The following is a 21,920-nucleotide window of genomic DNA, read 5'->3' on the forward strand; positions in this document are numbered from 1 at the left end:
GTAGTTTCCAAAATTATACGTGGTTCCAAGATGAGAGCTAGCTATTTATAAGTCAAAGGAAGTCAGGCAACTGTTAAATAGCAAAGCTTGTTTCTTTGACCAGTAGACATTTTTGGTGGTACGCTTCTCACCTGAATAGAATGTAAGGAGGAATTTAAATGATAGCTAAAACTCAAAAAGAAATTCACTTGGTCAATCGGCCAGAAGGCATGCCTTCAAACGACGACTTTAAATTTGTCGAGACAGAGGTTCCTGCACCAAACGAAGATGAAGTTTTACTACGAACGCTTTACCTTTCAGTCGATCCTTATATGCGTGGCCGAATGAGAGATGTTAAATCCTATATCGCCCCTTTTGAACTGAATAAAGTAATCACTGGTGGTGTGCTTGCCGAGGTGGTTGACTCTAATTCCACTTTATTTAAACAAGGGGATATCGTAAATGGAAACCTCAACTGGGCTGAATATAATGTAGCAAACGAGAAGAAATTGCAGAAGGTCGATCCAACGATTGCACCTATCACCACACGTTTGGGTGTGCTCGGTTTAACTGGCTTGACGGCTTACTTCGGATTGTTAGATATCGGTAAACCGCAAGTTGGTGAAACAGTTGTCGTTTCGGGTGCTGCTGGTGCAGTTGGTTCAATCGTAGGCCAAATTGCAAAAATTAAAGGTGCAAAAGCTGTTGGCATCGCAGGTTCTGATCAAAAAGTCGACTATCTAATTAAAGAGCTCGGCTTTGACGCGGCAGTCAATTATAAAAAGGAAAGCTTCCAAGAAGACTTGAAGAAGGCTTTACCTGATGGCGTCGACGTCTATTTTGATAATGTTGGCGGAGATGTATCGGATGCTGTGATCCAACAGCTGAATAATCAAGCGCGGATTTCATTATGCGGAAGCATTTCTTCTTATAATACGGAGGGGGAAGATGTCGGTCCCAGAATGCAATGGAAATTTATCAAGACAAGCTCGATGATGAAAGGATTTACCCTTGGTGACTACGCTGCAGATTTCCAAACGGGTGCTTTAGAACTTGGAAAATGGTTGCAAGAAGGCAAACTTAAATATCAAGAAACGATTGTAGAGGGTTTTGAAAATACGCCTGATGCCTTCTTTGGATTATTCAAAGGAACGAACATGGGCAAGCAGTTAGTGAAAGTGGCTGACCCTGAATTCGTGAAGTTATAAGTAATTCAGGCATCGAATTAAGTCTAAAAACTTTAATACTGTAACTAGTAGAAGAAAACGTATAGGTAACCGATTCTGTTACTTAACATTAAAATGGCTACCAAATTATTTTATAATTTGTAGTCATTTTTTTATTGATAAAGAGCAATTTTGATTTTAAAATATCTGTTATGACTAGTTACTGAATTTTAAAGGTGAACAAATCAGCGCAACATTTGTGTAATCAATATTTAATTTGTTTGTAACCAATCCGGGTAATTATATAGTATATAATTAATATATATTAATAGGGGCACAAAAGCCGGAATTAGCTAGTTTATTAAGTTAACTCCCCTTTGTTAAATTAAACATCCGAGTGCAGTCAGCATAGTTTGTCAGACAACACGAACTAAAGGTTATAAAATTCACAAGAAGTGCTGACCCGGTGTTTGATAAAAACTTAGGTGTGCAGTATGTGTAAGTTCATTCCACTTTGCCAGATCGGTAAGGGCCTTAGTGATACTTATACTGATTCCCTGATTCTTTACTCCAGAGCAAGTACTTACTTCAAATTTGGCATTCCAGCAAGCACACTTATCTTTTAGCTCCTAAAATAAATTAACTAGGAGGGCAATTAAATGAAGTGTAAGGATTGTAATGGTGAAAGCTTAATTAAATGTAAGAACTGCGCAGGGGAAGGGATTGATTATGGGATTCATCAGTGTACCAGGTGTGATGGTGAGGGTGAATACGCTTGCCCAACCTGTGGTGGAACGGGGAAAATTAAACTTCTTAACAAGATAAAATCTAGTTAAATGTGCGCAGAGTACCTGTTCAATTATTATTTCAATTAGCAAATTGTTCTATGGTGACAAGAATTTTTTTGGAAAAATTAATGAAAACTGTATTTATAATAAAGAAAGAACAAAGGCGTAGTGTCCAAATTGGCACTACGCCTTTGTTCCTTTTTGAGATTCAAATTTGCTTGGAATCAATTAAGAGATTATCGATTCATATATTTTTAAATTAGCATAAATCATAGATAAGATTGGAGTATCGATGCTATGTTGTTTGGCTGCTTCTATCAAATATCCGTATAAATGATCTGCTTCGATTGCTTGGGTTTTCTCCATATCTCTTTGTAAGGAGGATTTCATTGTGAAATCCATTTGTTTTATCTTATCGAATTGTATCTTTTCAATATCTGATAGAATTGGTGCGTGTAAATTTCTCATGATGGTAGCTGTTTCAAAGAGTACTTGCTTTATGGTTTCGGTACCATGTTCACTTGTAAGGATTGGTCCGATTGGAGACCTGAACAGAGAAGTTACGCCAGATAAAGTTGTAATGAATAAATATTTTTGCCACATATCCTGTTCAATGTTTTCTGATAAACGAAATTCGGCTTTTGTATCACTGAAAGCTTTTTGTAATTGGAGAATTCGAGTTGTTTTTTCACCACTTCTTTCTCCAAAGACTAGTTCGTGAATCGGACTTGATTGAACAGTATGTCCATTTGGAGCTAATGTAGACTCGATAAAACAAAGGCCGCCAATAACATTATGATCGCTAAAGGAATTGGTTAGAAGATTTACATGTGAAATTCCATTTAGAAGTGGCAAAATCATTGTACTCTCACCAACATAAGGCTTAATGTCCGTTATCGCATCATGAATATGGTAAGCCTTTGTCGTTAAAATGATAACATCGTAAGGTTCAGGGTTCATGCCTGCACGAATTGTTGTTGGCTTGCACTGGATATCTCCGTGTACACTTTCTATTACTAACCCTTTTTGGTCTAAAATTTCTTTTTTCTTTTCACGAACAAGAAAGGTCACATCTTCGCCCTTTTCTTGTAATCGTGCTCCAAAATAACTTCCGACAGCACCTGCTCCAACGATTAATATTTTCATATATTCACCTCATTTAGCACAAACTTTAGTTTAAAAAAAAGACTCTTTTCGCAGCGTAGTTGCTATTGATAGAAAATGCGACGTAACCTTCCACTCTGATTGAATCGATTGCCGCTGAGTGAGAAAAAATCCAGGTTGAGCGCGCATTCCGTACCGCCGAGTGAGAATAAATCTGGGTTGAGTGCGCATTCAGTAGCGCTGAGTGAGAATTAATCCAGGTTGAGTGCGCATTCAGTAGCGCTGAGTGAGAATAAACTCGGGTTGAGTGCGCATTCCGTACCGCCGGGTGAGAATAAACTCGGGTAGAACGCGCATTTCGTGCCTCCGAGTGAGAAAAAATCCAGGTTGAGTGCGCATTCCGTACCGCCGAGTGAGAATAAATCTGGGTTGATGAGTAACCTTAGTCTCAATCTTAAATCTTGTTTAATCTCTACGCAAATTTAACAAAGGTTGAAGTTCACTGTTATGCTACATTGTCCCAACCTGATACATCGTCTTCAAGAGGAATCTTATTATTCCTTGCTTTTTTCGCAGCGTGGAAAAAGAGTGCAACAAGAATTACAGTTATAATTGACGCGCCTAGATAAGATGTACTTAAAGATAACCTGAAGCCAATTGGTGCATTTAGAATATACGTAGTAGTTGCCATCAACATAAACATCCCTGGGATCAGAGGCACCCAATAATTCTTCTTGGCTATATATAAATACATGGCTCCAACAAATAGTGCGATTACAGCAGTTGACTGGTTTGCCCAGGAGAAATAGCGCCATAATAATGTGAAATCAATTTTTGTTAATGCAAATGACAGTGCAAATAATGGAAGAGAAATCCATAATCGATTTAAAACTTTTTTCTGAGAGAATTTGAAGTAATCAGCTATGATCATGCGAGCACTACGAAAAGCAGTATCACCTGATGTGATTGGTAATATTATTACTCCTAAGATGGCAAGTGTACCACCAATTGCCCCAAGCATTAAGGTAGATGCTTCACTTACAATCGCTGCAGGACCGCCACTTGCAAGTAATTCATTTAGGCCGACTGGTCCGTTAAATAGACTCATTGCAGCTGCAGCCCAAATCATCGCAATAATTCCTTCAGCAATCATCATTCCGTAGAAAATTTTACGACCGTGCTTTTCGCTTTGAGTCGTTCGAGAGATAATTGGTGTTTGTGTTGCGTGAAACCCTGACAAAGCACCACAAGAAATCGTCAAGAATAATAGCGGAAAGATAGGTGCATTATCGGGATGGAAATTTGAGAAAGATACTTCTGGAATCGGTGCTCCTGTAATAACTAAACCAGCTCCAACTCCCAAAGCGCTTATTAATAATAAAGCACCAAAAATAGGGTAAAATCGTCCGATAATCTTATCAATCGGAAGTAGAGTAGCGAGCGTATAGTAAATAAAAATTGCTGCAAGAATGAGCCCCATTGTTACCCAACCGTTCATTAGGCTATGAAGTAATCCAGCAGGAGCTGTCACAAACACGGTACCAACTAGTAAAAGAAGCAGGACAGCAAAAGCATTTACTACATGCTTCATCACTTTTCCTAAAAACTTTCCAGCTAGTTCAGGGAGGTGTGCTCCGCGATTACGGATGGAAATCATCCCTGTTAAATAGTCGTGAACAGCACCTGCAAAGATACAACCAAACACAATCCATAAAAATGCAACCGGACCATAAAGCGCTCCCATAATTGGTCCGAAAATCGGTCCTACTCCAGCAATATTTAGCAACTGGATTAATGAATTTTTAGTCGTATTCATCGGTAAGTAATCAACACCGTCGTCATGTGTAAAAGCAGGAGTTGATCTTTTCTCGTTAACTCCAAACATTTTCTCTACAAACTTTCCATACGTGAAGTAACCAACAATTAATAATACAATGCCAACCAAAAATGTTATCATCTTAATCCTCCTCAAGTACTTTTTTGTAAGCGTGTACATAAATTATATAATCTATTGTGGCGAAAATGTGACTTTTAGATTAACATGTCAATTTTGAGGTGTAAGATGCTTATTTGGATGATTAACATACTTAATTTTGAAAGCATTTACAATATTAACTGTTTCTTTCACATGAAAAATTATAATTCGAGAACTCGTCGCAATGATTTCACATAATTTCTACTGACAGAAAGCTTGTCATTGCTTCCTTTTAATTCTAACTGATAGGCACCATTAAACCATGGACTGAGTTTAGACACATAATCTAAGTTGACTAAATAGCTCTTATGTATCCTGAAAAATGAATAGGAGGAGGTTAAGCGTCTTTCTAATTCTTTTAAAGGGATATGAATATCAAATGTTTTTGTTTTAGTGATGATTTTTGAAACTTTTTCTTCGCGATACATGTACAGAATATCGCTCGGTAGGATGTAGATGATTTCTCCTTCCACTTCAACAGCAAGCTTTGCTAATGGATTAGAAGTGGAAGAGCCCGGTGAAGAAAGGAAACGTTTTTCTAATCGGTCAATTGTCTGTTGAAGCTGTTCTTCATCATAAGGTTTTAATAAGTAATCAATTGCTTGATAACGAAATGCTTCCACAGCAAACTGAGGATATGCGGTAGCGAACACGATTAATGGAGTTTTTTTAAGTTCAAGTAATGATTTGGCGGTCTCCATTCCGTTCATCTTAGGCATTTCGACATCAAGAAAAACGACATCTGGTTGTTTTTTTAATGCGGTTAGGATCGCTTCATCACCTGAGTCGGCTTCACCGATCACTTGGATAGAAGGGAATTCGTTCAATAAATGCTTTAATTCATCACGGGCATACCGCTCGTCATCTACAACTAACGCTCGGATTTCAACCATTTATATCTCCTCCATTTTAGGAATGAGAAAAGTTATCTCTGTCCCTGTTGAGATTTCACTTTTTATTTTTAATTCTGCTTCCTGGCCAAACATGATAGATAATCGACGGTTAACATTATATAATGCTATCCCAGTTCCAGTTTGAGAGTCGATTTGTTTCGACCCTAATTCTGTTAACAAGTGTGGGCTTATTCCAACGCCGTTATCTTCCACCTTAATTTCAACTTTTCCTTGTTTTTCCTGGATAGAAATTTTGATAATACAATCTTGTTCTTTGTCCTTTATGCCATGTTTAACGGCGTTTTCCACCAAGGGCTGTAAGGTGAGCGGAGGAACCATTTTAAATAAAAATTTGTCATCAATATCGTAATGGACAGTTAGTTTATCAACAAAGCGAGCTTCTTCAATTGCCAAATAGGCTTTGACATGATTTAGTTCTTGTTCGAGAGATATCTTTAAGGCCTGTGTCCCTACTAAATTTTGACGTAAGAAATGGGATAATGAAATTAACAGTTTACGGGCTTTTATTGGTTCAATTCTTATCAATGAAACAATCGTATTCAATGAATTAAAGAGAAAATGTGGACTAATTTGCGCTTGTAATCCTTTTATTTCTGCTTCTTTTGCTAATTGATAGGCACGATCAGCCTCGGCAACTTCTAACTGATTGCTTAACAAAACACTCAGTCCTGAGATCACTTCTCTAATCACATTTGAAATTTCCTTTTCTGTTGTAAAATAAAACTTAATGGTTCCGATTGGTTCCCCTCTCTGTTTTAGTGGAGCAATAACTGCTGCTTTTAGAGGGCAGTTTTGATTGATGCAATGGATTGATTCATTATTTGCTACAATCATCTTTCCATGTTTAATAACTTCCCTAGTAATGTTCGTTTGTAATGGGCTATTTGCTTGGTGATGGTTATCAGCAAGTCCAACGTGAGCTAGGATATTCGTTTTATTTGTAATCGCAACAGCGCTCGGTTTTAATTCGCTGAATAAAATATGGCAAACGTTAAGTGCTGATTGATTCGTGATTCCTTGCCGGAGATATGCGAGGGTTTGGTCAGCAATTCGCAACGCTTTTTGTGCTTGAAGTGCGCCGGCTTTTTCTTTTTCATTTAAAACATTTTTAATAATAAGCATAAAAAGTGCTGAACCAATTCCATTTGCGATGATCATTGGCATGCCAATTTCTTCTACAAGTGTCAACGATTGTTCGAAAGGTTTAGACAGGATTAGAATTAACAGCATTTGAATGGCTTCAGCAAGTGCCCCAACAGAAAATGCTAAGAAAAGGTTCATCTGTTTGTTTTTTTTGTGAAAGGCACCGGCCAGGATACCGGTAATTATCGCTGCTAAACCACAAGAAAACCCGGTAAAACCACCAAGAGTAAACCGATGGATACCAGCTATTAAACCGGCCCCAATCCCCATTTTATATCCACCCAAAAGGCCCGCGATTACAACCCCAATCACCCTAGAGTTAGCGATTGCTTCATCAGAGGTTAGATCGGTAACTCCACGGTAAAGGTCTGATGTTTCGGTGTTAAGTGTTAATCCTAAATATGTTCCGATAATACCAAAGACGCCAAAAAATAAAATTGCCCAAAGCTGTTGAGAATGACGTAACTTATCCTGATAAATCATATCTTGGAAAAATCGAAAGCGCGTCAGAACAAATGCAATCGTGACAATAATTCCAAGTCGCTCCAACATAGTCAATAGTAAGTCAAACATGGAAATTCTCCTTTTTGGGTTGTACATTTGGATTAAAGTAAGATTTAATTATTAACAATTAGTTAGTGTTTGTTCTTATTTTGTTCGAAGGTAAGAAAGTATAAAGTTTTGCGTTTCGATGTCTAGCTCCAGCGCCTATCCCGCCTGAGGTCTTAAGTCAATCCTCTTTGTGGCAAAAAGCACCACATAGAGGCTCGACTTATTGCCCTAGGGTGACCAAGGCGCTTGCGCTTTTCTTATTAGTATAATTGATTTACACCCTTTTGTAACTTGATAACATGAAGGTGTCGATAGAGAAATAATAGAATCAAATGTATAATCATAAATAAATAAATGAATGATGTAAAGGCATGATGTCAATTAATCATACCGACAATAAGGAAAGGAAATAACTATGTTAATAGAGGTAATTGTTCAAAATCATGATGAGGCGATTAAAGCAGAGAAACTAGGTGCTGACAGACTTGAGTTAGTGTCAGCAATAACAGAAGGCGGATTAACACCAAGTTACGGCACAATTAAACAAGTTCTGTCTAAAGTAACAATACCAGTTCAAGTAATGATTCGCCCACATAGCTATCATTATCTATATAGTAAAGCTGATTCGGAAATTATTTTAGAAGATATCAAAAAAATCCTGGACCTTGGAGGTAATCGAATTGTTTTTGGAGCACTTAATCAAGACAATACGGTCGATGAAGAGACACTATCTAAACTAGTTAGTCTATCTTCACGTCTTGATATAACCTTCCACCGTGCGTTTGATGAAGTACCGTCACAAACCGATGCTTATGCTACTTTATTGAAATATAAGAAAAACGTAAAACGAGTCTTAACCTCAGGCGGGAAGAGTAATTGCGAAACTGGTAAATATCAGTTAAGCGAATTGGTTAAGCTTGCAGAACAAACAAACGGACCTGAAATTATGCCGGGTTCTGGGTTAACGCCATCCAATTTCGAGTCTGTTCATCAAATAGTAAACGCAAGGCAGTATCATTTTGGGACAGCAATGAGAAAAGAACAGTCATTTGCAAATGAATTTGATGAACAAGCATTTGTAAAGCTAAGACAATTTTAGAGGCAATGGCTGAAGTAATGCGGAAAATGAATGTTTGCTTTCACTTGGAGGTTTTAAAATGGATAAAAAAGTTATTCTCAGGTGCCGAGTTCTTACACCAACAGAAATTACAGCACCATCAAGCATTTGGATAGAACAAGGGAAAATAGTAAAAGTGGAACATGAGAAAAGTAGTAACATTCCTGATGACTACCAGATTATTGATGGTGATGGTCAGCTGTTAATTCCTGGCATGGTTGATGTGCATATCCACGGAGCAGGTGGCTGCGATATGATGGACGGGACCGAGGAAAGTATTTTAGAAGTATCTCGGATATGCGCGATGACGGGATGTACATCATTTCTGGCAACCTCGGTGACTTCTTCCTTAGAGGATTTAACTAAAATGATTAACAATGTAAAAAAGGTAATTGGCAGAGAACCAGGAGCTAAAATAGTAGGCATCCATTTGGAAGGTCCATACTTAAATGTCAAAAGAAAAGGGATGCAAGATGAAAATAATTTACGACATCCCGATCTAGCAGAAATGAAAGAGATTTTAAAGCAAGCTGATGGTTTAATTAAAATGGTAACCATTGCACCTGAATTACCAGGTGGTATCGAAATGGTTCAATTTTTAAAAGAGCAAGGTATTATTGTTTCACTTGCACATTCTGATGCTACATATGAACAGGCGAAACAGGCGTTTGCAATCGGTGCGAGTCACGTAACCCATTGCTTTAATGCGATGCGGCCAATTCATCACAGAGATCCGGGATTAGTTGTGGCAGCTTTTGAAGAACCCCATGTTAGTTTGCAAGCAATTGTTGACAATGTACACCTTCATCCAGCAGTTGTTCGGTTGATGCATCGTATCAAAGGTCCAGCAGGAATTGCTTTAATTACCGACGCACTTCAGGCAATGTATATGGGCGATGGAACGTATGACTTTGGTGGACATCAAGTGACTGTATCAAATGGCGTGGCGCGACTGAATGATGGCACCCTTGCTTCTAGTACGGTTACAATGGATCAAGCTTTGTGTAATACAGTCGAAAGTGGTATTTCACTTGTTGATGCCGTTCATATGGCTTCCACAACGCCTGCAAGTATTTTGGGATTAAAAGATAAAGGGAACATTTTAACCGGAGCAGATGCTGATCTCGTATTGATAGATTCGAATTACACTATTCAATGGACGATGATTAACGGTCAACTAATTAATTAATAGATTTAGTCAATTTCATAAGGTAATTATGAAATTGATTCGATTGTAACAAAATAAGAGAGGATGTTTGTTATCAAATTTTCAGTATGTATTGACGCACTTTACCATCATAAGGATTTTAATGAAAGCGTAATCAATGGTAAAGAATCAGGTTATAGCACCATTGAGTTTTGGAGCTGGTGGGACAAGGATTTGGAGTCGCTTGAGAAAATCCTGAAGGAAGAAGAAGTGGAAGTCTCTATATTTTGTACTAAATTTATTAGTTTGGTTGATTCAACTGCAAGGCAAGACTATCTAAACGGACTCAAAGAGTCGATAGAAGCTGCCAAAAGATTAAATTGCCATAAACTTATTTCTCAAGTAGGACAGGAACTGCCTAATGTGTCCAGACAAGAACAAAAACAATCCGTGATTGATGGACTAAAGGCTTGCGTTCCTATTTTAGAACAAGAAAATATAACCTTAATGGTAGAGCCTTTAAACTTGGAGGTAGACCATCCAGGCTATTTTTTATCAGAATCAGAGGAAGCTTTTGATATTATCAAACAGGTAGGATCCAAGCACATCAAAATTCTTTACGATATTTATCATCAACAAATTACGGAAGGAAATATCATAGCAACGATTGAAAAAAACATCGATTTAATCGGTCATTTTCATGCCGCTGGAACCCCAGGTAGACATGAACTAGATAATGGTGAACTAAATTATAATCAGATATTTCATGCAATTGATCAAACAGGTTATCAAGGTTATGTCGGATTAGAGTATTTCCCAAAGGGTGATCCGGCTGTTGGGTTGAAGCGGTTGTTGGAATTGAAACGTTAAATTTTTATGGAGAAATCTACTAGTTGAAATTGGTTCTATCGGAGATACAAGTTAAAGGCGAACCATCGCCTAATAACTTGTACCTTTTTTGTTGTTAATAGATTTCATTTAAAATTAACACAATTTTAAAAATTTATTGATAATTCAATTAACTAAGAATATAATATACCTATCAGATAGGTGGATAGGTGATAGGTTGGTTTTAAAAGCGACCAATGAAAGGAGTAAGAAATGAAAAGTATTAAGAGGGCTTCCTCTCATGAAATTATTGTTGATGAAGTAAAAAAATATATAAAAATAAATAAAATAAAAAAAGGTGATCGATTACCAAGTGTTGCTGAGTTTACAGATATATTTCAGGTGAGTAAGTCGACTGTCAGGGAAGGATTGAGGTTTCTTGAAGGCCTAAATATAGTCGAGGTCATCAATGGTAAAGGTGTGTTTGTTAAAGATGGAGACGTATTGAGAATAGAAGCCAAAATTGAGGTTGAAAATGAAAAGAAATTCTTGTTACATACAAGTGAACTTCGTAGAGCTCTTGAAGGAAAAGCTGTTGAACTTGCTGTTTTTCGAGCTGATGAAGAGGATATAAAGGAATTAGAAATTCATTTGAATGAGCAAATTAGACTAAAGAAACTAGGTGAGGATTCTTCCAAAGTAGACTTGGCCTTCCATAGAGCTATCTATAAGGCTTCTAAAAATCCTGTTTTAGAAAGTGTAGTTGAATCTGTTCATGATACTTTTAATAAATTCTGGAATCAACCATTTGGAATAGACGATATATTTGATGATTCTATTCCTTTTCATCAAACATTGCTAGAAGCTATTAAAGAGAGAAATCAGGAACAGGCACTGGCAGAATTTAATAAGATTATTGACTCTGTAGAAGAAAATATTAGAAAAGTTGTTCTAATCGAGAGGAGTGAATAAATGTGAGTAAGAAAAAGTTGTCAAATGAGCAAATAGTTACACATCTAGGTGATGATTATCAGAAATTCCATGGTGCTGTTGTTCCTCCTATATATGAAAATTCTCTTTTTATCTATGATACATATGAAAAGTTCCTTGAGGCAATGGAATCTGAACATACCAATTATTTGTATTGGCGTGGTACAAATCCCACCGTTGAAATTGTAGAACAAAAAATTGCTTCTCTTGAAAAAGGAGAGAAGTGTAAGCTGTTTTCTTCAGGAATGGCAGCTATTTCTGCAGCCATTTTATCGTTTGTGAAGACGGGAGAACATGTTTTAAGTATTAGTAACATTTATGGCCCGACAACAAACCTTTTTAATTACTTAGAAAAGTTCGGGATAACACACACAAATGTTACTTCTAAGAACATAGAAGAAATAGAAGCACATATTAAAACAAATACAAAATTAATCTACATAGAAAGTCCTACAACGATGACTTTTCAAATAATCGATCTTCCAGAAGTGACCGCATTGGCAAAACAAAAACAATTAAATACCATTATTGATAATTCCTGGGCCACCCCGATATTTCAGAATCCGATTGAATCAGGAGTGGATGTAGTAGTACACTCAGCTTCAAAATATCTCAGTGGCCATAGTGATCTTGTTGGTGGGGCACTTATTACAAGCGAAGCGTTTATGGAACGAATCTTTTACAATGAATACCAATTATTAGGAGGTATTATGCCTCCATATGAAGCTTGGTTACTAATGCGAGGGATGCGAACTCTACCAATCAGAATGAAAGCGCATCAAGAAAATGCATTAAAGGTAGCTCGTTTTCTAGAAAATCATCAATCTGTGAAAAAAGTAAACTATCCTGGACTTACATCAGCTCCCGATTATGAATTGGGTAAGAAAATGTTAAAAGGTTATTCTGGCTTACTTAGTTTTGAACTTGTTTCTAGTAAATTTGAAGATGTCAAAAAAACAATCAATGCACTAGAGCATTTTAATATAGGCGTCTCCTGGGGCGGGTTTGAAAGTTTAGTATTGTCCCCAAATAATGGTCGGAACTACGAACAACTTAGACAAAGTAACATTGATCCCGGCCTGATAAGAATTTCGGTAGGGCTAGAAGATGAGGAAGAATTGATAGCAGACCTCGATCAAGCCTTACGTAATCTCTGATATAAGAAGGATGTTCTTTTTATATAAATTTATCAGTCATAAAAAGGAGGAAAATTAGAATGAAGGATCAGCTTACAAAAGGTTTGGTGCTATGTTTTTCGATGATTTTGGTTCTTATTATTATTTCTGGGTGTAGTGACGACAGTAGTAGTAATGATAATGCAACAGGTGATGATCAGGATGATACTGAACAGGATAACGGTAGCGATACTGTTACATTAAGAATGGTAGAAAGTTTGACTAGCCCGGCAAGAACAGAATTGCTTAAAGGCATGATTGAAGCTTTTGAGGATGAAAATCCAACGATAAAAGTAGAACTTATTTCGCCACCATTGCAAAGCGCTGATGAAAAAATTTCTCAGATGCTGATGGCAGAAGAAGATATTGATGTGTTGGAAGTACGCGACCAAACAGTTAAACAATTTTCTAATAACAGCTTTATTGAAGATTTATCTGTTTATACAAGTGAGTGGGAGAACTGGGATTCATTGAACGATATTGCAAAACATGGAGCGACATCAATTGATGAGATCCCCTATTTTATTCCTTATGGGATCTATGAAAAAACATTATTTTACCGTAAAGATTGGTTTGAAGAAGCTGGTTTAGACGTTCCAGAGACATGGGAGGACGTATATAATGCAGCTACAACATTAACAGATCCTTCCCAAAATCGCTATGGGTATAGCTTCAGAGGAGGAGCAGGATCATCGGACTATGTTGAATTTATGACATGGTCGTATGTCGGAGAAAATATAGTGCAGGATGATGGTTATTTCATAGAAGATGGTTCACCAATGTTTACTACGGATGAGGCAGTGGACGCACTTGAGATGTTCGTCAAAATCTATGAAGACGCCTCTCCTCCAGACTCAATTAGCTGGAGTTATCCAGAAATGGTTCAAGGTTTTACTTCTGGAACGACTGCTATGCTAATACAAGATCCTGAAGTTATTGTTACTGCAGAGGAAAATATGGAGGAAGGTACATGGGATACTGCTCCACTTCCTAAAGGTACACCATCCGGGGTTGCCCAACAAACAGCAGGAACAGCAGGCTGGGGAATAGGTGCTTTTTCAGAAAATAAAGAAGAGGCGTGGAAATTGATTTCTTTCCTATCTAGTCCAGAACAAAACTTGCATTTTGCTAAAAACAATTCATTAATTCCAGTTCACAAAAGTGCAGGGGATGATTCATTCTTTAAAGAGGGTTATTTCAGTTCTTACATTGAGATGAATGCAAAGCCTGATGAATACTTAATTGCCGATCGTCCAGTTGATTATAAGGGCTGGGGTGAGTATAGAGGTGTAGCTGAAAAGGATATCCAGTCTCTATTACTGGGAGATATAACAATAGAAGATGCTTTACAAAAATGGACAGATTATTGGGTAGATCAAAAGGAACAACAGTAAGAGAAATTTGGGTAGTAATTTTAATTGCTACCCTTTCTTATAAAGGAGGCTATCTACTTGAAACCAGAACCTCAACCAAAGGAAGTTCGAGTTTTACCAACTTTTAAAGTGAATAAGCATGGATTATATATTTTTCTAAGTCTGCTACCAGCGCTTATTCTTGTATCGTTGTTTATCTACTATCCCTTATTAAAGGGAGCAATTATGGCCTTTCAAAGTTACTCCTTGTTTGATTTGACAAACATTCAATTTATCGGATTTGAAAATTTCAAACAAGTACTTGCCGATCCGGGATTCAGAAGGGCGACAATTAATAGCTTTTATTGGATATTTTTTTCATTGATATTTCAATTGTCAATTGGATTTTTTGTGGCCCTTTTACTTAAAAAAAGATTTAGGGGACGCGGTGTTTATCAAGCCCTTGTTTTTTTTCCGTGGGCAATGTCTGGATTTTTAATTGGTATCATTTGGCGTTGGATGTATAACGGACAAAGTGGAGTAATAAACGATTTACTTATAAGAATGAATTTAATAGAAACGCCAATACCATTTTTGTCAGAACCAAATTGGGCAATGGTTTCTGTAATCATTGCAAACATTTGGTATGGTATTACTTTCTTCGCAATTATGATTTTGGCTGCTTTACAATCGGTTCCAGAAGAATTATATGAAGCTGCAAAAATGGATGGGGCAAATAAACTGCAGGAATTAATAAAGATTACTATACCATTTATTTTACCAACCATTATAGTGACTGCTTTACTTAGGGTCATTTGGATTTTGAACTTTCCTGATTTGATTTATGCAATGACAAATGGTGGACCAGCTGGTTCTACTCATATTCTTTCCACTTTTATGCTAGAGAAAATAATCTATGGTCAAGATTACGGACAGGCAGCTGCTACAGGGCTGATTATTATTTTACTTTTAATCGTGTTCTCTATTTTCTACTTAATGGCAACAAAGTTTGATAAAGCAGGTGATTTTTAAATGCGGAAAATTATTAACTGGCCAAGCCTTGCAAAGATTATCTTTTTAGGGGTATTTCTTATTTTTTCGATATTCCCTTTATATTGGATTTTTATTACATCACTCAAACCAAAAGAAGATATGTTTACATTTCCAATTAAGTATTGGCCTGAAACCATTACATTTGAGAACTATGCGAATATATTTCAGATCTCTAACTTCAATGTTTATATAGTAAATAGTTTAATCGTTGCAACAGTAGCGGGTATATTTGCATTAATTATAGCAATGTTAGGTGGATATGTTCTTGCACGATTTCGGTTTATAGGTAAAAATCAGGTCATCTTTGCTTTTTTTATAACACAGATGATTCCGATCTTCATAGCACTTGCACCACTCTATTTATTAATGTCTAATTTGGATTTGTTAAATCGATTACCCTCATTATTTCTTATTTATACTGTAATGATGATTCCATTTTGTACGGTTATCATGAAAAGTTTTTTTGAACGAATTCCGCCCAGCTTAGAAGAGGCGGCTATGATTGATGGCTGTAGCCGAATTGGAGCACTATTTAGAGTTATCTTTCCAGTAATGCTCCCTGGTATTGCGGCAACATTCATTTTTGCATTCGTGCAAAGCTGGAACGAACTATTTTTGGCAATAATGTTTATTGACAAAGAAGAGGCTAAAACAATACCAGTGGCAATGAATTCATTTATTACAAAGTTTGATATTGACTGGGGTGCTATGTCAGCTGCGACGGTAATCTCCGTTATCCCGACATTAATACTATTCGCTATAGGTCAAAAGTATATAGTGGAAGGAATGACGCAAGGATCAATAAAAGGATAATTTATGTTTCCTTGAAAAATCAAAGCATACAATGAGATTTCTCGTTGTATGCTTTGGTTAATTACATTTAAACTATATTGTCCACTGGTCTTTAACGATTGCGACTAATTTCCAAACGCCATCTTGATTTTGTTCGAAGACAAGATTAACACTTGACCAGTCCATTCCTTCATATTCTTCTGAACCAGATTGGTAAAATTCTACTACTTTAGCATCTGGGAAGACCTCTTTTATATTATTGATTGTATTGCCACGTTGTTTTGGTTGATCAACAAGGATTTCATCTGGATCAAGCAATGCTTCAATAGATAAGAATTCTTCAAAATACTCACTAATAGTCATTTCGATTGGCTTCCCACTACCATCAAACTGTCCAAAGAGGTATTCCTGATTATCATCTAGCATTGTCCTGGCGTTGGTTTTCTTAATAACGACTGCATCTTCTTCTACAAATACATAAGGTGAGAAGAGTAGTCCTTTTTCAGAATGGACGTGATTAGCTAGGACCTCGGCATTTCTGTTATTAATAGCTTGCAGAATGGTTTGTGCTTTTTCCTCAATGGAGGTGTCTGGATTGGTTTGTTCTTGTTTCTTTGTTGAAGCATTGGCCCCTAGTTCTTTGGAGTCAATTTCACTAATTATCCAATCTCCATCACTTAATTTAGAGTGGAAAATCATTTCGATATTGCCTAGAAGTTCATTATCACGCTCTTGGATGATTTTATAATGGTCGTTGTTTACTTGTTCGATTGTAAATTCTTTATCCTCAGCCAACCAGGTGGGTCCATCTTTAGCGATAAAATAGATGCCATCACTCTCTTCTTTTAGATAAGAGTCAACCATCCATGAGGCAAGGTCCTCTGACATTACTTCAGTAAAATGGCTCATTATATCACTTGTTGATTCGAAGCCGGTGATTAAACCGTCTTGATTTGCTGCATCAGCTATTGTTACAAAAGATTGTCTGTATTGTTTCATAGCTTTTTTAGCTGTACTTTTAGTAAATTCGGTTGGTTGTTGTTCTTCTTGATTTTCTTGTACGGGAGACTTGTTAGCATTTAGATTTCCTTCTCCAGTATTTTCATTGTTATTTAAAAATGTGTTCGCACCTAACATTATGAACAAAACTAGAGCTGCTACACTTGCAATTGTAGCCATTGTTTTTTTCATAACAGTTCCTCTCCTTTTCGTTTTTTCAACGTTTTGAATAGAAGCCATTACGTTTTGATGAATTTTTTCTTGACTAGATTGACTCAGTTTATGATCTGGGAATTCCCTTAGATCCTGCTCAACATTATTTGGATCAAATTTATTCATTCTGAAATCCTCCCAACTGTTCCTGCTTTAACGCTTTTATCGCGCGACGGTAATTTGTTCTTACCTTCGTTTCTTTCCAGTTTAAAACCTCAGCAGTTTCTCTAACGGAGAGCCCCTTTATTCCTCTTAGAATTAGAACATCACGGTAGCTTTGTTTTGATTTATTAATCGCGTTGTACAGTTGTTTTTTTTGTTCATTTTTAAGAAGGATTTCTTCGGGAGTTACTTGTTTTTCTTGCCCTATTTGTTCATCAAACGACAGGCTATTTTTCCAAATCTTATTTTTCTTTTTTCTAGCTTCATCAATGGCAACATTGCGCGCAATACTAATAATCCATGTTTTTGGACTTGATTTGTTTGCGAAGGAATCCATGCCTTTGCTTGCTTTAATAAAAACCTCTTGAACCAAATCCTCAACATCTGTCGTTCCAGTATAATAGACCAAAAAATTATAAACATCATGACTATATTGATGAAACCAGTCGGATATTGTTGATCTTATGTTAGACATAAATTATTCCTCCGTTTTTGATTTCACCTATTAGACGTGTAAATTATCCTTATGTGTCAAAATATATTAAAATAAAATAAGGTCAATCATAACGCTTTTAAAAAAATATGTGGATATTCAAGTTAACCAAAATAGAATTGAATAAATAGATATGAAAAAAAGGGGTTAATGGATGTGAATAAAATGAACTTTATGTCAGATTTCGAATCGGTAATCAAGTTATCTGATTTCCTTAACACAATTGATTCAATGGGTGTGGGCATGACCATTGTTGATGCGAACTTAGAAGATTTACCACTAATCTATGTCAATAAAGGTTTTGTCGAGATGACCGGTTATAAAAAAGAAGAAGTGTTAATGAAGAATTGTCGCTTTCTTCAAGGCGCGGGAACAGATAAAGAACAAATTAATAAAATTCACCATGCTATTAATGACTATAAACAAGAAACGGTTATCTTAAAAAACTATCGAAAGGATGGAAGTTATTTTTGGAATCAATTTATTCTAAGTCCTATTTTGGGAGAGAGAAATGAAGTTCTCTATTATATAGGTCTACAATTTGACATTACAAAACAGATTGAAGAAGAAAAAGGTGCCAAACAAAAAATAAAAGAACTTTCTAATTTTGACCAAATAACTGGATTAATGAAGTTGGAGTTCTTTAAATCGACCCTACAAACTTATATAAATAAAGGTTCAACCCAAGGTGCTGTTTTCAGAATAAATCTCAATCGATTTAGAAATATAAACAGTAGCTATGGCGAAACCGATAGCAATACGGTACTTGTTGAAGTTGCCGATCGTTTAAGAAAAGTATTCAAAAATGTCCCGATATCACGAAGTTTTGCTGATGATTTTATTGTTCTACATACCCTATCTGATTCTGTGAATTTAGAAGATGTTTTATATGCAGTTGAATCTGTTCTTACAAAACCTTATGTAATTCTTGGGGAAGAAGTAGCTATTGATTTTAGTATTGGAATAAGTAAGTATCCTTTTGACTGTACTGATGCAGAACAATTGCTTTCTTATGCTGCGCTTGCAATGAGAGAAGCTAAGACTAACTCCTTAGTAAACCATTGTTACTTCAATGATCATTTAGCGGATAAATTGAATACGCGCATGAGTATAGAGAAGAATTTTGCTACCGGACTTAAGAATGATGAGTTCTTTATATATTATCAACCTAAAGTTGCAGTAGATACAGCTGAAATTGTAGGGATGGAAGCTCTTGTTCGCTGGCAGGATGCTGATAAAGGCGTCATTAGCCCAGCTGAGTTTATACCGATTGCAGAAGAAACCGGCTTTATTGTTGAACTTGGCGAGTGGGTTTTGAAAAAAGCATGTAAAAGAAATAAGCAATGGCAAGAAAAAGGATTGCGACATATTCCGGTATCTGTGAATGTCTCTGGGGTGCAATTTATGCATCCGCATTTCACACAATCTGTCAAAAAGATTTTGCAGGAAACGGGCCTATCTGCCCAATATTTAGAATTAGAAATTACTGAAACGCTGTTAGTTAACCCGACAGTAATCATTGAAAAGCTTCAAGAACTTAAAAAAATAGGGGTATTAGTTTCTATTGATGATTTTGGAACAGGCTATTCATCGATTAATTATCTGAAGGACCTCCCAATAGACACATTGAAAATTGACCAGGCATTTGTTAAAGAAACTCCTAGCTCAGAGCGAGATAATGCCTTATTGTTATCAATTATTCAATTAGGAAAATCACTTGGTTTATCTGTCTTGGCAGAGGGTGTAGAGTTAGAGGAACAGGTTCATTTCTTAAGGAAAAGTGGCTGTGACTCCATTCAAGGGTATTATTTTAGTCGCCCATTAAATGAACTAGCTATGGAAGAAAAACTGGAAATTTAGTCGATTCATTGTTTGAAAAAGCAAAACAACCAACCATCACCTGGACCTGTGACGGTTGGTTGTATCTTTGTTCTAACCCAATTTACTATCAAGTAGAGTAACTTTATTTAAAAAGTCCTTTGTAAATTGTTTACATGCCTCGATATCTTCTTTGTCAAGATCCATATCAATTTTTAAAGATGGAAGCGGGAGATAAGCACCACACGTATCTAATTGATCCTCAAAAGTATCCAAAGCACCGCAAAAGTATTCATACGATTGCTCTCCGCTGCCAAATAAGGCAAATGCTTTCCCTTTTATATTGTAATCTGATAACTCCTCAAAGAAATCCAACATTTCATCTGGTATGTCTCCGTCACCCCATGTATAGCTACCAATTATTATCGCGTCGTATTCATCTATTTCCTCTGGATAGGAGTCAAAAATATCGATTGTAGTTAAGTTAATACATTCAAATTCTGAGATGTTGAAAACAAGTTGCTTTGCTATTTGCTCTGTATTTCCAGTCATACTCGTATAGACCAAAAGAACATGAAACATGTCATCACTCCTCGTCTAGTTTCACACTCTAATTTTAACAAGAAGCTGCAGTTAAAAAATTGATAAGGATCAAGTTTTGGAAAATTAATTGTCTTGACCGGTAATAGGTATAATGATTGGGGAAAAGATAACAACTCTGAACAACCAGGATAGATTTCGGTGATGCAGAGGATAGTCTGCTATTCGGTATCAATTTGAACAAGTGGTAGCCAAGGATTAGAATAAAATGTTGTGATTTATTCTGAAATTGAGAGAATTACAGAAAAATATTAGCCATTCGAGTAAGAGCAACGCTGAATCTGGTTCCTTTTTAAATTGATTCGCCTCAAAAGTTAGTGGATTCACTCCTGATTTGGTAGTGTCAATAAGTCTGTGTATATGCTACCCACTATGATTAGATAGCGCAGTTTATTCTATCTCCTCTGTAGCAATGTGTTAATTTTTTAATTACAAAGAAGCATAGATTTGAAAATTATGGTAGTATTTGAAAATAAACCGTCCAGGTAGTATAGTAAAATTAATAATTTGGTAAAAGAGGAGATTGGAATGAGCAGAAATTCTAGAAAGATTGAGATTCTTAATGCTGCATCAAAAATAGTTAGTGAAAAGGGTATTTTCAATTTGACGTTGGAGGCTGCAGCAAAGGAAGCGGGAATAAGTAAGGGTGGACTGCTCTATCACTTTCCGTCAAAAGAAGCTTTAGTCGAAGGTATGGTTGAACATTTAGCAGGTAATTACCGAGAAAAAATAGCTACTAACGCTGAAGCTGATCCAATTGATAAAGGGAAATGGGTTCGTGCTTACGTAGATGTCACTTTTAATCAGACGTTTCAAAACAAAGATATGCACTCAGGGTTACTCGCTGCCAAGGCAGTCAATGCGAACTTACTGGATCCTATTCGAGAATTGTACACGGATTGGCAACATGAAATTGAAAATGATGGACTTGACCCAATAAAAGCAACAATCATTCGGTTAGCGACTGACGGAATATGGCTGTCAGAGTTATTTGATATATATCATATCGAAAAAGACACGAAAGATTTGGTATATGAAAAACTGAAAGAATGGGCAAATGAATAATAACTAAGAACCATCAGAAAAAATAGATTCCGATGATGCAAATGTTAGTCTGGAGCTGTTCGGTATCCATTTGAGCTAGCGTAGGCTGAAGATTACCATATAATGTTACGATTTATATTGAAACTGAGGATATTATGATTATATATGTAAAATATAAGATATCTGACTAAGAGCCGCTCTATAATGTGGCTCTTTTTTGCGTTGATTCGCCTCAAACTTTAGCGGATTCACCTCTAATATCAGATTATTCGCCCCAAACTTGCGTTAATTCGCCTCAAAACAGCAAAGATTCGCCCCAAACTCACAACTATTCGCCTTTATCGTTATTTGGATGATGTTTTTTTATTTTTTCGACTTTTTTTGTTTAAAAAGTTATATCCGTTGCTATCAGAGAGTTACAGGTTACTTCAATTTTGAATAAAAAGCCTAAGAAACCGCTCACAAAGGTGGATCTGGTTTGCAAACATTACCGTCTGGATGGTATAGTTTAAAACG

At 36.4% G+C, this 21,920-nt stretch carries 19 protein-coding genes; 12 read left to right on the forward strand and 7 right to left on the reverse strand.

Annotation, left to right across the window (positions count from 1 at the left end; genetic code table 11):
- Positions 1-158 precede the first annotated feature (158 nt).
- On the forward strand, positions 159-1,187 hold the full coding sequence (locus tag LD272_RS17280) for an NADP-dependent oxidoreductase (RefSeq protein WP_226037855.1): 1,029 nt from the start codon (positions 159-161) through the stop codon (positions 1,185-1,187).
- Positions 1,188-1,804: 617 nt separating this feature from the next.
- Complete coding sequence (locus LD272_RS17285) at positions 1,805-1,981, forward strand: hypothetical protein (protein WP_226037856.1); 177 nt, start codon at positions 1,805-1,807, stop codon at positions 1,979-1,981.
- 180 nt (positions 1,982-2,161) lie between these two features.
- Here LD272_RS17285 and LD272_RS17290 read toward each other — a convergent pair whose 3' ends face one another.
- The 4 genes from LD272_RS17290 to LD272_RS17305 form a co-directional block, all read right to left on the reverse strand.
- On the reverse strand, positions 2,162-3,079 hold the full coding sequence (locus LD272_RS17290) for a ketopantoate reductase family protein (protein ID WP_226037857.1): 918 nt from the start codon (positions 3,077-3,079) through the stop codon (positions 2,162-2,164).
- Positions 3,080-3,542: 463 nt separating this feature from the next.
- Positions 3,543-4,994, reverse strand: coding sequence for a carbon starvation CstA family protein (locus LD272_RS17295; RefSeq protein WP_226037858.1), 1,452 nt, complete (start codon positions 4,992-4,994; stop codon positions 3,543-3,545).
- 179 nt (positions 4,995-5,173) lie between these two features.
- Positions 5,174-5,905 carry a LytR/AlgR family response regulator transcription factor gene (locus tag LD272_RS17300; RefSeq protein ID WP_226037859.1) on the reverse strand — a complete coding sequence of 244 codons (732 nt, stop codon included), beginning with the start codon at positions 5,903-5,905 and terminating at the stop codon, positions 5,174-5,176.
- Entirely contained in the window at positions 5,906-7,642 is a 1,737-nt protein-coding gene (locus LD272_RS17305; protein ID WP_226037860.1) for a sensor histidine kinase, read from the reverse strand.
- A 394-nt stretch (positions 7,643-8,036) separates the two neighbouring features.
- Between LD272_RS17305 and LD272_RS17310 the strand changes: the two genes are divergently transcribed.
- The 8 genes from LD272_RS17310 to LD272_RS17345 all read left to right on the forward strand — a co-directional run bounded on the left by LD272_RS17310 (position 8,037) and on the right by LD272_RS17345 (position 16,096).
- A complete protein-coding gene (locus LD272_RS17310) occupies positions 8,037-8,720 on the forward strand; it encodes a copper homeostasis protein CutC (RefSeq protein ID WP_226037861.1) in 684 nt (227 codons plus the stop codon).
- A gap of 58 nt (positions 8,721-8,778) precedes the next feature.
- Positions 8,779-9,927 (forward strand): N-acetylglucosamine-6-phosphate deacetylase, encoded by a 1,149-nt coding sequence (gene nagA / locus LD272_RS17315; RefSeq protein ID WP_226037862.1) that lies wholly within the window; start codon positions 8,779-8,781, stop codon positions 9,925-9,927.
- A 63-nt stretch (positions 9,928-9,990) separates the two neighbouring features.
- The gene (locus LD272_RS17320; RefSeq protein ID WP_226037863.1) at positions 9,991-10,755 is read left to right on the forward strand and encodes a hydroxypyruvate isomerase family protein; all 765 of its coding nucleotides are present in this window, start codon (positions 9,991-9,993) and stop codon (positions 10,753-10,755) included.
- 231 nt (positions 10,756-10,986) lie between these two features.
- Positions 10,987-11,685, forward strand: a complete 699-nt coding sequence (locus LD272_RS17325; RefSeq protein WP_226037864.1) for a FadR/GntR family transcriptional regulator — start codon at positions 10,987-10,989, stop codon at positions 11,683-11,685.
- Positions 11,686-11,687: 2 nt separating this feature from the next.
- Positions 11,688-12,860 (forward strand): trans-sulfuration enzyme family protein, encoded by a 1,173-nt coding sequence (locus tag LD272_RS17330; protein WP_226037865.1) that lies wholly within the window; start codon positions 11,688-11,690, stop codon positions 12,858-12,860.
- Positions 12,861-12,919: 59 nt separating this feature from the next.
- Positions 12,920-14,272: an ABC transporter substrate-binding protein gene (locus tag LD272_RS17335; RefSeq protein WP_226037866.1), complete on the forward strand. Its 1,353-nt coding sequence runs from the start codon at positions 12,920-12,922 to the stop codon at positions 14,270-14,272.
- A gap of 57 nt (positions 14,273-14,329) precedes the next feature.
- Positions 14,330-15,262, forward strand: coding sequence for a carbohydrate ABC transporter permease (locus LD272_RS17340; protein WP_226037867.1), 933 nt, complete (start codon positions 14,330-14,332; stop codon positions 15,260-15,262).
- Positions 15,263-16,096, forward strand: coding sequence for a carbohydrate ABC transporter permease (locus LD272_RS17345; RefSeq protein WP_226037868.1), 834 nt, complete (start codon positions 15,263-15,265; stop codon positions 16,094-16,096).
- Between the two features lie 72 nt (positions 16,097-16,168).
- On the opposite strand, the gene LD272_RS17350 is transcribed toward LD272_RS17345, so the two are convergent.
- Together LD272_RS17350 and LD272_RS17355 are read right to left on the reverse strand one after the other, a co-directional pair.
- Positions 16,169-17,413, reverse strand: coding sequence for a hypothetical protein (locus tag LD272_RS17350; RefSeq protein WP_226037869.1), 1,245 nt, complete (start codon positions 17,411-17,413; stop codon positions 16,169-16,171).
- Positions 17,406-17,924, reverse strand: coding sequence for an RNA polymerase sigma factor (locus tag LD272_RS17355; protein ID WP_226037870.1), 519 nt, complete (start codon positions 17,922-17,924; stop codon positions 17,406-17,408). The genes LD272_RS17350 and LD272_RS17355 overlap by 8 nt, the downstream gene beginning before the upstream one ends.
- A 168-nt stretch (positions 17,925-18,092) precedes the next feature.
- Here LD272_RS17355 and LD272_RS17360 point away from each other — a divergent pair, with 168 nt between their 5' ends.
- Positions 18,093-19,802: a bifunctional diguanylate cyclase/phosphodiesterase gene (locus LD272_RS17360; RefSeq protein ID WP_226037871.1), complete on the forward strand. Its 1,710-nt coding sequence runs from the start codon at positions 18,093-18,095 to the stop codon at positions 19,800-19,802.
- 72 nt (positions 19,803-19,874) lie between these two features.
- Here the strand turns inward: LD272_RS17360 and LD272_RS17365 are convergent, their stop codons facing one another.
- On the reverse strand, positions 19,875-20,342 hold the full coding sequence (locus tag LD272_RS17365; RefSeq protein ID WP_226037872.1) for a flavodoxin: 468 nt from the start codon (positions 20,340-20,342) through the stop codon (positions 19,875-19,877).
- Positions 20,343-20,888: 546 nt separating this feature from the next.
- Here LD272_RS17365 and LD272_RS17370 point away from each other — a divergent pair.
- Positions 20,889-21,425 carry a TetR/AcrR family transcriptional regulator gene (locus LD272_RS17370; RefSeq protein ID WP_226037873.1) on the forward strand — a complete coding sequence of 179 codons (537 nt, stop codon included), beginning with the start codon at positions 20,889-20,891 and terminating at the stop codon, positions 21,423-21,425.
- Positions 21,426-21,920 lie beyond the last annotated feature (495 nt).

Source organism: Aquibacillus saliphilus (assembly GCF_020404745.1).
Taxonomy (GTDB): domain Bacteria; phylum Bacillota; class Bacilli; order Bacillales; family Amphibacillaceae; genus Aquibacillus; species Aquibacillus saliphilus.

Coding starts and splice junctions, on each gene's coding strand:
- LD272_RS17295 (WP_226037858.1), bottom strand. CDS start 4,994: ATGATAACATTTTTGGTTGGCATTGTATTATTAATTGTTGGTTACTTC.
- LD272_RS17320 (WP_226037863.1), top strand. CDS start 9,991: ATGTTTGTTATCAAATTTTCAGTATGTATTGACGCACTTTACCATCAT.
- LD272_RS17280 (WP_226037855.1), top strand. CDS start 159: ATGATAGCTAAAACTCAAAAAGAAATTCACTTGGTCAATCGGCCAGAA.
- LD272_RS17360 (WP_226037871.1), top strand. CDS start 18,093: ATGGATGTGAATAAAATGAACTTTATGTCAGATTTCGAATCGGTAATC.
- LD272_RS17345 (WP_226037868.1), top strand. CDS start 15,263: ATGCGGAAAATTATTAACTGGCCAAGCCTTGCAAAGATTATCTTTTTA.
- LD272_RS17325 (WP_226037864.1), top strand. CDS start 10,987: ATGAAAAGTATTAAGAGGGCTTCCTCTCATGAAATTATTGTTGATGAA.
- LD272_RS17350 (WP_226037869.1), bottom strand. CDS start 17,413: ATGAATAAATTTGATCCAAATAATGTTGAGCAGGATCTAAGGGAATTC.
- LD272_RS17335 (WP_226037866.1), top strand. CDS start 12,920: ATGAAGGATCAGCTTACAAAAGGTTTGGTGCTATGTTTTTCGATGATT.
- LD272_RS17310 (WP_226037861.1), top strand. CDS start 8,037: ATGTTAATAGAGGTAATTGTTCAAAATCATGATGAGGCGATTAAAGCA.
- LD272_RS17300 (WP_226037859.1), bottom strand. CDS start 5,905: ATGGTTGAAATCCGAGCGTTAGTTGTAGATGACGAGCGGTATGCCCGT.
- LD272_RS17305 (WP_226037860.1), bottom strand. CDS start 7,642: ATGTTTGACTTACTATTGACTATGTTGGAGCGACTTGGAATTATTGTC.
- LD272_RS17285 (WP_226037856.1), top strand. CDS start 1,805: ATGAAGTGTAAGGATTGTAATGGTGAAAGCTTAATTAAATGTAAGAAC.
- LD272_RS17365 (WP_226037872.1), bottom strand. CDS start 20,342: ATGTTTCATGTTCTTTTGGTCTATACGAGTATGACTGGAAATACAGAG.
- nagA (WP_226037862.1), top strand. CDS start 8,779: ATGGATAAAAAAGTTATTCTCAGGTGCCGAGTTCTTACACCAACAGAA.
- LD272_RS17355 (WP_226037870.1), bottom strand. CDS start 17,924: ATGTCTAACATAAGATCAACAATATCCGACTGGTTTCATCAATATAGT.
- LD272_RS17290 (WP_226037857.1), bottom strand. CDS start 3,079: ATGAAAATATTAATCGTTGGAGCAGGTGCTGTCGGAAGTTATTTTGGA.
- LD272_RS17370 (WP_226037873.1), top strand. CDS start 20,889: ATGAGCAGAAATTCTAGAAAGATTGAGATTCTTAATGCTGCATCAAAA.